Raw genomic sequence first — 13447 nt, 5'->3', positions numbered from 1 at the left:
ATCTACAATGTTATTTACAGTTGAATTATAGAAAGTGCATAACTCCTAACAATCCTGCAATTCCAAGCACAATGGTATATGGAAAGGCCATTTTGACCATCTTTCCATAGGATAAGCCAATAAGAGGAGCAATAGAGGAAGTAAGTAAGAACAAAAATGCAGCCTGCCCGTTTGGGGTAGCAATGCTTGGTAAATTTGTTCCGGTATTGATAGCGATGGCTAATTTTTCAAAATGCATTCTGTCAATTGCACCACCTTGAAAAGCCTTATTAATTTCGCTGATGTAAATGGTCGCTACAAAAACGTTGTCACTGATTGCTGATAATATTCCGTTGGCAGCATAAAACAAAACTGGTTGATTATCGAGTTCTTGCTGTAACGCCCATTGTATAATTGGAGAGAACAGATGCTGATCGTGAATCATTGCAACAATTACAAAGAAAACAACTAACAGTCCTGTAAAGGGCAAAGCCTCTTTAAAAGCATGTCCTAAAGCATGTTCATCGGTAATGCCAATGAATGCAGTTTGAAATATGATCAATCCTAAGCCAATAAATCCAACAGGAGCAATGTGTAATGCCAGACTAGTGATAAGTAAAACGGCCGCCACTCCTTGCACCCATAAAGCATAATTCTCTTTTTGATTTCTTTCACTATCTTCTTTTGCAATATATTCTTGAATAATTTGCCGTGCTACGGTTGGTAGTTTTGCTCCGAAACCAAACCATCCTGTTAGTTCCAAAATTACAGTCGTTATTAAGCCACAAAAAAATACGGGAATAGTAATGGGTGCCATGCGAAAGAAAAACTCCGCAAAATCCCAACCCATCCGCTCTCCGATCAGTAAATTCTGAGGTTCTCCAACAAGTGTGCAAACTCCCCCAAGAGCTGTTCCAACCGCCCCATGCATGATTAAGCTCCTTAAAAAGCTTCTGAATTGTGCTAACGTTTTTCCGCTTAGTTCATCTTTGTCGGGAATTTCATTTTTATTGTAATCTTCTAATCCGGAATGAATTTTATGATAGACTCCGTAAAAGCCAACTGATACACTTATTAAAACAGCCATTACTGTAAGTGCATCCAAAAAAGCGGATAAAATAGCTGATAAGGAAATGAAGAGAACTGAAAGAAGAAGTTTGGATTTTATTTTAGTGAAAATCTTACTAAACATAAACATGAGTAAGGGCTTCATAAAGTAAATTCCTGCTACCATAAAAACCAGAAGTAAAATTACTTCTAAGTTCTGATTTACTTCATAGTAGGCCGTATCAGCCGTTGTAAGACCTAAGAGCAAGGCTTGAATGGCTAATAAACCGCCTGACTGAAGCGGATAACATTTTAGAGCCATTGCAAGCGTAAAAATGAATTCTCCTATAAAAAGCCATGCGGTTATTACCGGTCCTAAAACATAGTAGGAAACCACATTTATAATCAGAAAACAGACCATTGTAACCTTAAACCATATTGGGCTATTCCCTAGAAAATTTCTTAACATATCTTCGTGATAAATACTCTATTCAATTGATGCAACTCTAATCTACCTGTATCATTTATTTCATGGAGGATAGGATCAAGGTTCTAATAAAATAGGCTGCTGGCCATTGCCAATGATCAATTTTGCATTGGGCGATTTTGAAAGCTCCCTGTATGCTTCAATGGTTTGGTATTGAATAATCTGAGGCGTTAATCCTTCAGAAATAATTTGGTTTGCATCTCTTATTCCTTCCGCTTCTATAGTTCTCCTCAATGCTTCCTGCTTTTCTTTGAGTAGAATAAACTCCATGCGCTGAGCATCTTGTTCCGCCTCTAATTTTTCTTCGATAGCTTTATATAATCCTTGAGGTAGTTGAATGCTTTTCATCAATACAGCTTCAATTTCAAATCCGCGGCTACCGATAATTTTCATCATTTGTTCCTTAATCGCTGTTTCAATTTCAAATCGATTGCCAGTATGCATATCTTTTGCCATGTACTTGGCGGTCACATCAGCAGCAGAGGCTCGAAACACCGGAAGTATTATGGTTGATTCATAATCCATTCCTATTTCGCCTACAATTTCTGTTGCCTTGCTTTTTTCAATATGGTAGAGAATGGAGATGTCCGCTTTTACATTTAAACCTTCTTTTGAGGGAAGTTCTAAGGTTACTTCTATGTTTTCAGTACGAACAGGAACGGTAATTATCTTGGTAGCGAATATATTGTATAAACGAGCTCCCGGTTCCATGAAATCCGGATCAATCTTTCCTAGCGTTCGTTTTACGCCCACATTTCCTTGTCGAATTGTAACACAACTTAGGGTAGATGCCGCCAATAAAATAATACATGCATTTCTTAATATCGTTTTCATCGCTTTAGTTTTTTTGCAAAAATACATAAGCATGAGTATATCAATACTAATAAATACATAAAACATATTAATGATTTGTATTAAATATTTTTGGCTTGAGTTGACTTTACCCACTTGATTGAGCATAATCTCTCACGAAAGTCTTGATAATCTGTATCTGATAGTTTGGGATCTAAATTGAAGGTCGAGGAGGCTTTGAGAGGGAGTAGGCTTATTCGTTAATTTTTTCATTAAAAGAGGGGCATTGGTCTGATCTCTCAGCAACTCTATGGATTTAGCTGCGCTAATGCGATCAGAATTTGGGATACGCAGGTCTTGCTATTAACTTGTTAAATCTACCTCCCGTGAAGATGCGGACTAGTTTTTTGGTGGTCGTATGTTTCTGTCGTCGCTTCGCGTCTTCGTTTTTGATTTCGAAGAAATCGGGACGAGGGACTTTTTCTTTGGGCTTCTCGCCCGGGTTTATTCATTGTTTTTGCCTTTGAATTCGGCGTTTTGAACATGTAAAATGTAAGGCAGGATTAGCTCCTTCGTCGCTGATCCTAGTCTCGGGATTTGGAGACAACCTTTAAAACCTATGTCGTGCGAAAATGCACGACTAGTTTTTTGTTTCAAATATCAACTTGAAAGCAAGCTTTCGTGGATATTTGAAACAAAAAACCCAACGTTGAAAACGTTGGGTTTTAATGGTTGTCGGGGTGGCAGGATTACTCCCTAGCGGTCGTGAAAACGCTTTGCTAAGTTCGAACCTACGACCTTCCCCCTTCGGCGGGACGCATTTAAAATACAATATAGATTGAGATATGATATTTCTCTATTCTCTCGGAATTCGCTCATATTATCTAATAACCACCTTTGTATTCCCCGTTTCTTAATTTTTATTTCTGGTATAACAGCTTCCGATCGAGATTTACAATGTATAATTCTAACTACATGCCAAGGAATCCCTTTTTTGGTTGATTTTGATCTACCGGCGTTATGTCGAATTAGCCTATTATCAAAATCAGCACTGGATCCGGCGTAGAATTGCTGGATGGAATTGCTGTAAAGGATATATACCACCATGGCATGAAATTACGAAAAACACGACAAAAAAAAGAGCTGCCTCAATGAGACAGCTCTTATAAAGTCGGGGTGGCAGGATTCGAACCTACGACCTCCTGCTCCCAAAGCAGGCGCGATACCGGGCTACGCTACACCCCGAAGGTGTTTCTTTTTCGGTAGTCAATTTGCATTGATATCCCGAATTGGGAGCGCAAATATAGAATTTATTCATCTATCAACAAACTATCAGTAAAAATATATTTCTGATTGTTTTGAAAGCTTTGTTTAGCAAGTATTTGCAACAAATCAATCAGTTATTTCATTCTTAATCTTAAGCTGCAAGATCAGGTATTGGATGTTCATGGATGGATTGACAATCAAAACCCTGAAACCGAAGAAACAAGTTGAAAGACTTTGGGAATTGAACTTTCCTGATATTTAAGACTTTTTTTGATCGGTCGAATTAATTATCATTGTATTTTATATCTTTCAACCATGAAACCACTCTACAAATTGCTTACATTGGCTGTAGCCATAACTTTTTTATGTACAAATGCCTTTTCGCAATGCGAGCCTTTTTTCGGTAAGCTCGTAATTAACGAATTTATGCCTGCAAATACTTCAACAGCTGCAGATCCAAATGGTGAATTTGACGACTGGGTAGAAATTTACAATAGCAGCGATCAAGCCATCAATATGGAAGGTTATTTCCTTTCTGATAATCATGGTGATAGAACAAAGTATGTATTTCCCGATGTGGTAATTGATGCAGATGGTTTTCTCATTGTTTGGTGCGACGGAGAGATAGAGCAGGAAGGTTTGCATACCTCCTTTAGGCTAGGCGCTTCGGGCGAGGAGCTCGGCCTTTATAATCCCGACTCTACTTCGCTTGATTATGTGCGTTTCGGACCTACACCCGATGATATTACGGTTGGTCGGTATCCCAGTGGGCATGGGCCTTTTGTACGATTGATTCCAAGCTTTAACGACCACAATACCAATTCGGTAAATTTAGGACTGGTTATAAATGAATATCAGGCAATTAACGAGTCAACAGCTCAAGACCAATGGGGCGGTTACGAAGATTGGGTAGAGATTTACAATAATAGCGATGAGCCGATCGACATGACGGGTTATTTTTTAAGTGATAAAATTGGCGATCCTACGCTGTTCGTTTTTCCGGATACCATTATCGAACCAGATTCTTACCTGATTGTGTGGTGCGACATGGGTCTGCAAGAGCCGGGTCTCCATACTTTTTTCAAGCTTGGGTCTGACGGAGATGATCTTTTGCTTTCAAATTCCGATACACTTACAGTTGATTACGTGCGATTTGGTACTCAAATTCCGGACGATTCGGAAGGCCGTTTTGACAATGGCACAGGCCCCATCGTCTGCATGATTCCTACTTTTTCTGAATACAATGGAGACGCTACTTTTGTAAGTGAAATAAATGCTGTGGCCGACTTTAAGTTGTACCCAAATCCGGCACGTAATTTTGTCCGTATTGAATTAGTGGAAAAAGATGTTCAGGATATCCAAATTTACGGCATAGATGGGAGATTGGTTAATACGCTAAAGGTCAATGGGGGGTCTGCTGATCTTAATCTGTCAGGATTTGATCCGGGCATTTACATTCTTCGTTCAGAAACTTATAGCACGAAGCTAATTGTGTATTGATTTCCATACAACTTTTTGCTAGATTTCGACGTCAATAACCCGAAACCTGCAATTTTATTTTTTACCGAAGCCTGCTTATGAAAACCAAAATTTTGATTCTCGCCTTTTTTCTGGGCTTTATATCTTTCGAATCGTATGCTCAAGTAGTTATCAATGAGGTGAGTGCCGCAAATTTTGCCGGTGGCGGTACAGTAGATAATTACGGTGATTACGAAGATTGGATTGAGTTGTATAATACCTCTGCCACCGCATTTAGCCTTGATGGTTATTTTCTTAGCGACAATGAGCTTGAACCCATGAAGTGGTCGATTCCTGCAGGTGTTTCTGTGCCGGCTAATGGATATTTGTTGATTTATGCATCAGGCCGTGGCGAGTTTGTTGGCGGGAATGTTCACGCAGACTTTAAAATTACGCAGGCAAAACAAGAAGGGGCGGTGCTCTCTGATGCGGGTGGTACTATTGTAGATTCCTACCTTCTTCTTACGCCAAATCAAACAAATCATTCGCGTGGCAGAACTACAGATGGAGCAAATACATGGAGTGTTTTCACAACGCCGACTCCAGGAGCTGCGAATGCGGATGCCCGAAATGAATATCCCGAAGTATCAATAGATACAGATCCAGGCTATTATACTGGTTCGGTGTCAGTTACGATTACAGGCGCTTCTGCTCTGGTTGATATTCACTACACAACTAATGGGAGTGTGCCGATTGCTGCTTCGCCTCTTTATACAGGCCCTATTGATATTAGTGCTACTACTGTATTAAGAGCAAGAGCAATAAGCAATGACCCCAATACACCTCCGGGATTTGTTGAAACAAATACCTATTTCGTGAATAATACGCACCAAATTCCCATTGTTTCCATAAGTGGCAATCAAGTGGAGGTATTGGTGAATGGAACCCAGATAGAGCCGGTAGGGCACTTTGAATTGTTTGATAAAAACGGAGTTTTATTGGCGGAAGCCGGAGGAGAATACAATGAGCACGGAAATGACTCATGGGCTTACGATCAAAGAGGAGTTGATTACATTACTCAAGACGAATTCGGATATGGAAACGAGTTAGACTACCCTATTTTTCCTTCAAAAGATCGAAATGGATATCAACGTCTGATTTTAAAAGCTGCAGCGAGTGACAATTACCCATTCGAAGATGGGGGTGCACATATTCGCGATGCATACGTTCAATCACTCTCGCAAGTGGCAGACTTACGCATGGATGAGCGTACGTATGAACCCTGCGTAATGTATGTAAATGGGCAGTACTGGGGGGTGTATGAAATTAGAGAAAAGGTTGATGATCTGGATTTTACAGATCATTATTACGATCAGGGAACTGGCGATGTTGATTTCCTTAAAACCTGGGGAGGTACTTGGGAAGAGTATGGATCTGCCGATGATTGGAACGATTTACGCGATTATATTTTGGCCAACGATATGTCTGATCAGACTAATTATCAATACGTAAAAGGTTTGTATAATACAGGTAGCCTAATAGATTATTTTATTTTAAATTCATATACTGTTTGTTCTGACTGGCTTAACTGGAATACCGGTTGGTGGCGTGGAAGAAATCCGGATGGCGATAAGAAAAAATGGCGCTACATTCTTTGGGATATGGATGCCACTTTTGGGCATTATGTAAATTTTACCGGAATTCCAGATCAGTCGGCAAATGCCGATCCGTGCAATCCCGAATCTTTGGGAAATCCCGGAGGTCAGGGACATGTACCTATTTGGAATGCACTTTTGACTAATGAAGAATTTTTTGCCGATTATATCAATCGCTACTCTGATTTGTCGGGCAATTTTTTTACTTGCGAATTTATGCACAGCCATCTCGATAGTTTGGTGGCATTAATTGAACCCGAAATGCCAGCTCATATAGCTCGCTGGGGAGGCAATATGGCCGAATGGCAGCAGAATGTTCAGGATATTCACGATTTTATTGAGGAAAGGTGCGCGGTGATAAACGATGGCTTTCTGGATTGTTATCCCGAGCTGGATGGCCCTTATGAAATTACGCTAATGGCCGATCCGCCCGAAGGAGGAATTATTCAAACCTCGTCAATGGATATTTCAGACTTTCCTTTTACGGCAACGTATTTTGGTGGTATTAACGCGCCATTTGATGCGGACGAAAATGACGGGTTTACTTTTTCGCACTGGACATCGAACGGAACGGCTTTTACACCCGATGAGCTCAACGAGGAAATTGTAGTAACCTTTACAGCAAACGATACCCTGGTGGCTCACTTTGTGCCAGATGTTGAATATACGCTTTCGCTGAATGTTGCCCCTCCTAATTCAGGAACGATCACGCTTAACGGTACCCTATACGACACCTTTCCGGCAACGGTAACTATTGCAGGAGGTGCGCTTAATGAGGCATCGGGCCAAGCTATTGATGGCTGGGGATTTGAAAACTGGACAGCAGATTTTGTCCTTAATGGAACTTCAAATTCTAATCCGGTAGAATTTAGTCTCGATGAAAATGGCACGCTTACAGCTCACTTCTTCGAAATTATATACGACGTAACTTTTGACGTGAGCCCACCCGATGTGGCACAAATAAAGGTAGGTGATGAAACCCTCGAAGAACTCGAACAAACACTCGTTTTGCAAGGAAATACTCCTATAAAAATTTCAACAGCGCCTATTAAAGAATTCTACGAGTTTAGCCATTGGTATACGCTCTCTGCTGTTCCTGATCCCGATGAGAATACAGCCAATGTGGAAATGACTTTCTCGGGTCCTGATTTAGTAATTGCCAACTATGTGGAGCTGCCAAACTATCCCTTGATAATTGATACCGAACCGCGTAATGTGGGTTGGGTAAAGTTGCCAGATACAATTGTTACCGCCTTTCCATATCAACGACAGCAACTTGGCCATAAAAAATTTATTATAGAAGCAATAGATCGTGGCAAGTACGCTTTCGATCGTTGGGAGGTAGTTTATGGTTTCCCAATAACTGACGAAGATGTGCCTTATCAGAATTATACAATGGCATCATCTACCAAGCTTGTCGCCCATTTTAAAGAGCGGTTGCACGCGGTGTGGGTTCCTACAAGCTTTACGCCAAATGGCGATGGGGTAAACGATCTTTTTAAGGCATATGCACGCGAAATCGATGTAGACGATTTTCGGTTGTCGATAATGAGCCGCTGGGGTCAGGAAATGTTTTATACCGAAGACATTACCAAAGGATGGAATGGAAGTAAAGATGGCGGAGGCTACTACGCACCTCCCGGTATTTACGCGTATTTTATAAGATATGTAGATACTGTAACAAAAGAAATTACAGAAAAAGCCGGTACAATTGTCCTTGTCCGCTAATTTTAACGAATTATTAATTTCGTGTTAAGTATTCTTTACCTATTCCTTTAACTTTACGATATTTGCCCAAACTGCAATTAATCTTTAATTTGAAAAATATTTATTTCACACTAGTGATTTGTCTGACTCTTATGGGTTGCTCTAAGGAACCCGGAGAAGGCGGTCAAGCATCTATTACAGGCAAGGTTTACGTTTTAGAATACAATGGCAACTGCTCTGAATTGCGCGACGAATATTACGGCATAGATGAGGAAGTTTATATCATAGCCGGCGATGATCCTTCCTATTTCGAGCGGGTGCGAACGGGGCCAGATGGAACTTTCTGGTTTCCATATTTACGCAAAGGTAAGTATCAGGTATATGCACTTTCTGAAAATTGCGATGTGCCGGGACAAAACGAAGCAATTATTAAAAATTTGGAAATCACAGAAAAGAAACAAAATGTGATAACCGAAACTATCGAAGTTATCAGATGAAAAAAGGATCAATTTTATGCATTCTTTTTTTGAGTTTTGGGATTGTGTCTTTCGCACAGTCAAAGAAAAAATTGCGCACCTACGGCATTACCAAAAAAATTGAAACACTTATAAAATATGAAGGCGGTGTAGCCAGCGAATCGTACATTTCTGAAACAGAATCGTATAACAGTGATGGTGAATGGATAGAGCGTCTTGATTTTCAAAAAAGTGGCGATATTAAAAAACGTGAGATACGCCGATATGAAAATGGAATACTTGTAGAGGAATTGAAAGACGAACCGCAAGAAAAGGAGTGGATTGAAAAAACGCCGGCCTATAAACACCACGTATATGTTTTTGAAAAAGATATTTTGATGGAAGATAGCGAGTTAAACCGCAAAGGCGAAGTGAAAGAAAAGAAGGTTTACGAATACAATAAGTACGGAGACGAAATGGCTGAAACAACGACCGATAAAAACGGAGAATTGGTTCAAACCGAAACTTATTCGTACGACAATAAGGGATTTAAAAAAGAAAAGCGCACTGTAAATGCCGCAGGTGAATTGATTGAAATCAAAACATATTCCTATGAATGATTCGGCACTGATTTCATCTGAATTAATGGCAGCGCTCCAAGGTTTTGAACGAGTGCCTCTTGAAGACCTTTTAGAGGGCGCACAAATGGATCGTGTTGATAGAAAATTTCCATTTCATATTTCCCAAGTGCCCCAAGTATTAAAAGCTTTAGAGGGTGATTATAAAATTGTTAAGGCTGCCGGATCAGTTATATCGCCTTATGATTCGCTTTATTTTGATACTGCAGACTACTTATTTTTCAGAAAGCACCACAGCGGATTTTTAAACCGTGATAAGATCAGATACCGATCGTATCCGCGCACCCACACCACATTTTTAGAAGTAAAGCGCAAAAGCAATAAAGGGCGTACTGCCAAGTCGCGTATTCTATGTGCTGATTTGAATTTTCCACTAAAAATGGAGAGAATGGAATTTCTTTCGGAGAATATTACGAATATAGATCCCAAAAGTCTGGTTCCATCAGTATTCATTAAATACCACCGAATTGCTTTTATTGCCGAAGACGGAGATGAGCGGTTTTCTCTTGACTTTAATATAAGAGCAAAATTAGATGATAAAGAAACCGACTTCGGGAGCGCAGTGATTCTAGAAGTAAAACAAGATCATAAATTCACATCTCCCATTATAGCCAGACTGAGAGAATTGCGTATGGGCGAAGCTTCCATGAGCAAATATTGCCTGGCCCTTACCATGTTGAAACCAAGCTTAAAATCAAATCGCTTTAAGATGGCTTTAAGACGATTAGAAAAAATTATACATGAAGAAAATCATTGAAATGGTTGCCATTAAAAAAGTGACGACTGTGATCGTATTATTACTCACCGCGATTGGTGCAATTGGGCAACTCCCACCAGTAGATGTACTACAGGAAGCCACAATTAATTCGACGTCTACCGACTTCTTTGCATTTCGACTCGATGTTTTTACGCTCGACTTTTTTGTGCGTATGGTTATTGACTTGCTAAGTATGATTTTGCTTATCAGGTTTATATATTATAGAATCTATGCCCAACGCGATTATTTCTTCACCTTTTTCATGTTCAATTTATTGATCTTTATAATCGCCACTCTTCTTACTTCCAATTCCGGTTTTAGCATTGGTGCCGCTTTTGGGTTGTTTGCCATCTTTGCCATGCTTAGGTATCGTACCGAAGACATATCGGCCAGAGATATGACTTATCTTTTTATCTCGATAACTTTCGGTCTTATCACTTCCATTAATATGGGAACCTGGATTGAAATAGCCCTTATCAATTCTATAATTTTACTTCTTGCATTCTTAATTGAAGGGAATCTCCTTTTCAAACCTGAGTTTGTCAAAGTGGTTGAATATGAGAAGATTGAATTGATAAAGCCCGGAAGTAATATCGAGTTGATAAATGATTTAAAACAACGTACCGGTCTCGATATCCACAAAGTTTATGTAAAGCGAATCGACTTTTTGCGCGATACTGCCGTCTTAAAAATATATTACCGCGGCATAGATGGAAAAGACAAATAAACTCAAGCTTGTAATATCAGTAGTGGTATTTTTCTTCGCATCGCTTGCCTATGGACAACTTACCAATGATTTTGGGGTTTGGATTGCAGGAACATTCAATAAAGATGTATCAAAAGATATTGATTTTTCGATAGAACAGGAGTTTAGACTTGAAGAAAATGCCACGCAGGTAGGTAAATCTTATACCACATTTTCACTCGACTATGAATTAAGACAATGGCTTCGTTTTGGTTTGAATTATCGCTTTATATTGAACAAGACAGGGGATGGAGTTTTTGGTCATCGCCACAGGGTTATGGGCGATTTGGTTTTGCGCGGATATCAACAACGATTTACATTTACCAACAGATCCAGAATACAAAGTGAGGTAAGAACCATCAACTATTCTGCAGAATATGGATTTTCTCCCGCTTGGGATCTTCGAAACACATCTAAAGTGAATTATAAGATTAATAGAAAATTCGAGCCATATGTATCCTTAGATATTCGTTTTTTGATTCGCGATGCACGCGAGCCTGCTTACCAGGGTTTTGACCGACATAGAATTAAGTTGGGAGTAGATGTATTGCTTGCGCGAAACAGAGTGCTGGATTTATACCTGATGACTAGCAGGCACTGGAATGTTTTGGAGCTTACCCAACTCTTTGTGGTAGGAATGGACTTTAATTTTGGAAGTCAAGGCTTACTGCTCGGTTTTTAATTCCGCTGTTCTGCACGACGTAGCCTGTCGTTTATAGCTACACCCAAACCGGTTTCGGGCATAGACTCGGCGAGAATGAGTTCGTAATTTTCAGTATCCAGCCTTCGCAATGAGGAAAATAAATTTTGCGCTGCTTCTCTCAAATCACCTGCTTTGCTCAGGGCCTCTCCGGGTTGTCCATGTGTTTCAGAAAAACCCAAAACTGCAAAATTTCTATTTTTATTTTCGGCCATAAGCGATTTAATATCACCGAATAGGAGCGGTGTTCGGGGAGCGTAATGCGAGACCAACATGCCCGGTGCAGCGGGGTTTGAGCTGCCTGTGGTTTGCACAGCTACCTCGCCAATTACCGACTCAATATCTTCAATGGGTATGCCTCCTTTTCTCAATATTACGGCTTCACCTTCCGGGAATGAAACAATCGTAGATTCCAATCCTACCGAGCACTCTCCTCCATCTAAAATGTAATCGATTTTACCGCTCAATTGATCCATCACATGCCCGGCACTGGTTGGGCTTATATACCCGAAAGGATTAGCACTGGGTGCCGCCAAGGGGAAGTCGATAGACTTTAATAGATCCAAGGTCATTTCGTGTCGCGGCATTCGTATTCCAACAGTTGACAATCCGGAAGAAACGAGATCGGGAACTAAGTCTGATTTGGGAAGAATAAGCGTTAAGGGTCCAGGCCAGAAAACTTCTGCCAGTTTTTTAGCCTTTTCAGGAAAACTAAGGGTAAGAGAATCCAGTTGGGCGATATCACCAATATGCAGAATAAGCGGATCGAAATGCGGACGACCTTTCGCTTCAAAAATACCCGTAACGGCTTTAGAGTCGTAACCATTGGCTGCAAGTCCGTAGACCGTTTCAGTGGGAATAGCTACCAACTTTCCGCTTTTGAGAAGTTTGGCGCTTAGGTTGAGGTCGGTCCCTATTTCTGTTTGCATTTGTTTTTTTAGTGAATGCAAAGATAGATTTGATTGGGCAATTTGCAATTATGCGTTGAGCTTATAAAGTCTATCACTACTCTCCTAAAGTGCTGCTCCGTCGAACATCGGGAATGCATACGTAAGCGGTATCTACAATGCGGATAGATATTTCACTTGGCCTCTCAATATATTGTCTTTTTTATATTTTCAGATTGCAGATTTACTTTTTTTAAATTCAAAAAATGTAATTCTTGGAATTAACCTAAAAACATTCTCATTGTCGAGGTTAGTGGCTTGCAGCTTTCGGCTTGGAGCAAAAAAGGATTATTCTCCCTCTGGTCGAATGATCCTTCATTATCCGATAAGGGAATCAAGCTTTAAATCTGCTTCGCAGCTTTGGGCTTTTTTCATTTTAAAACTTATTTCGTGCAGTGAATTTTGTATTTGGAAATAGGAATGTTGCAGCTAGCGGCTAGCGGCTAGCGGCTAGCGGCTAAAAAGGATTATTCTCCCTTCGGTCGAATGATCCTTCCTTATCCGATAAGGGAATCAAGCTATAAATCTGCTTCGCAGCTTTAGGCTTTTTTCATTTTAAAACTTATTTCGTGCAGTGAATTTTGTATTTGGAAATAGGAATGTTGCAGCTAGCGGCTAAAAAGGATTATTCTCCCTTCGGTCGAATGATCCTTCCTTATCCGATAAGGGAATCAAGCTATAAATCTGCTTCGCAGCTTTAGGCTTTTTTATTTCAATCAACCTTTTAGGATTATTCTCCCTTCGGTCGAATGATCCTTCCTTATCCGATAAGGGAATCAAGCTATAAATCTGCTTCGCAGCTTTAGGCTTTTTT

General features: G+C 40.1%; 12 protein-coding genes and 1 tRNA gene. 7 read left to right on the top strand and 6 right to left on the bottom strand.

Features of this window, described 5'->3' with window-relative positions:
- Positions 1 to 25: 25 nt before the first annotated feature.
- The 4 genes from nhaB to G3O08_RS16250 form a co-directional block, all read right to left on the bottom strand.
- Positions 26 to 1495 carry a sodium/proton antiporter NhaB gene (nhaB, locus tag G3O08_RS16265; RefSeq protein ID WP_163286488.1) on the bottom strand — a complete coding sequence of 490 codons (1470 nt, stop codon included), beginning with the start codon at positions 1493 to 1495 and terminating at the stop codon, positions 26 to 28.
- Positions 1496 to 1570: 75 nt separating this feature from the next.
- Complete coding sequence (locus G3O08_RS16260) at positions 1571 to 2473, bottom strand: prohibitin family protein (RefSeq protein ID WP_239541293.1); 903 nt, start codon at positions 2471 to 2473, stop codon at positions 1571 to 1573.
- A gap of 588 nt (positions 2474 to 3061) precedes the next feature.
- Entirely contained in the window at positions 3062 to 3412 is a 351-nt protein-coding gene (locus G3O08_RS16255; protein ID WP_163286486.1) for a GIY-YIG nuclease family protein, read from the bottom strand.
- 64 nt (positions 3413 to 3476) lie between these two features.
- Positions 3477 to 3550: transfer RNA gene (locus G3O08_RS16250), tRNA-Pro, on the bottom strand.
- 336 nt (positions 3551 to 3886) lie between these two features.
- Here G3O08_RS16250 and G3O08_RS16245 point away from each other — a divergent pair.
- The 7 genes from G3O08_RS16245 to G3O08_RS16215 all read left to right on the top strand — a co-directional run bounded on the left by G3O08_RS16245 (position 3887) and on the right by G3O08_RS16215 (position 11668).
- On the top strand, positions 3887 to 5071 hold the full coding sequence (locus G3O08_RS16245; RefSeq protein WP_163286484.1) for a lamin tail domain-containing protein: 1185 nt from the start codon (positions 3887 to 3889) through the stop codon (positions 5069 to 5071).
- A 77-nt stretch (positions 5072 to 5148) separates the two neighbouring features.
- A complete protein-coding gene (locus tag G3O08_RS16240) occupies positions 5149 to 8412 on the top strand; it encodes a CotH kinase family protein (RefSeq protein WP_163286482.1) in 3264 nt (1087 codons plus the stop codon).
- Positions 8413 to 8501: 89 nt separating this feature from the next.
- Positions 8502 to 8888, top strand: coding sequence for a hypothetical protein (locus tag G3O08_RS16235; RefSeq protein ID WP_163286481.1), 387 nt, complete (start codon positions 8502 to 8504; stop codon positions 8886 to 8888).
- Positions 8885 to 9466 (top strand): hypothetical protein, encoded by a 582-nt coding sequence (locus tag G3O08_RS16230; RefSeq protein ID WP_163286479.1) that lies wholly within the window; start codon positions 8885 to 8887, stop codon positions 9464 to 9466. The genes G3O08_RS16235 and G3O08_RS16230 overlap by 4 nt, the downstream gene beginning before the upstream one ends.
- Positions 9459 to 10241 carry a polyphosphate polymerase domain-containing protein gene (locus tag G3O08_RS16225; protein ID WP_163286478.1) on the top strand — a complete coding sequence of 261 codons (783 nt, stop codon included), beginning with the start codon at positions 9459 to 9461 and terminating at the stop codon, positions 10239 to 10241. The genes G3O08_RS16230 and G3O08_RS16225 overlap by 8 nt, the downstream gene beginning before the upstream one ends.
- Positions 10225 to 10968, top strand: coding sequence for a DUF4956 domain-containing protein (locus G3O08_RS16220; RefSeq protein ID WP_163286476.1), 744 nt, complete (start codon positions 10225 to 10227; stop codon positions 10966 to 10968). The genes G3O08_RS16225 and G3O08_RS16220 overlap by 17 nt, the downstream gene beginning before the upstream one ends.
- Positions 10952 to 11668 (top strand): DUF2490 domain-containing protein, encoded by a 717-nt coding sequence (locus G3O08_RS16215; RefSeq protein WP_163286474.1) that lies wholly within the window; start codon positions 10952 to 10954, stop codon positions 11666 to 11668. The genes G3O08_RS16220 and G3O08_RS16215 overlap by 17 nt, the downstream gene beginning before the upstream one ends.
- Here G3O08_RS16215 and G3O08_RS16210 read toward each other — a convergent pair.
- Together G3O08_RS16210 and G3O08_RS20930 are read right to left on the bottom strand one after the other, a co-directional pair.
- A complete protein-coding gene (locus G3O08_RS16210) occupies positions 11665 to 12615 on the bottom strand; it encodes an L-threonylcarbamoyladenylate synthase (protein ID WP_163286472.1) in 951 nt (316 codons plus the stop codon). The genes G3O08_RS16215 and G3O08_RS16210 overlap by 4 nt on opposite strands.
- Positions 12616 to 13248: 633 nt before the next feature.
- Positions 13249 to 13447 (bottom strand): hypothetical protein (locus G3O08_RS20930; protein WP_204336909.1); only part of this gene is annotated, 199 nt, incomplete at its 5' end.

The sequence above is a fragment of the Cryomorpha ignava genome, from assembly GCF_010686655.1.
In the GTDB taxonomy this organism is placed as follows: Bacteria; Bacteroidota; Bacteroidia; order Flavobacteriales_D; family Cryomorphaceae; genus Cryomorpha; species Cryomorpha ignava.
This window is presented reverse-complemented; position numbering and strand designations above follow the sequence as displayed.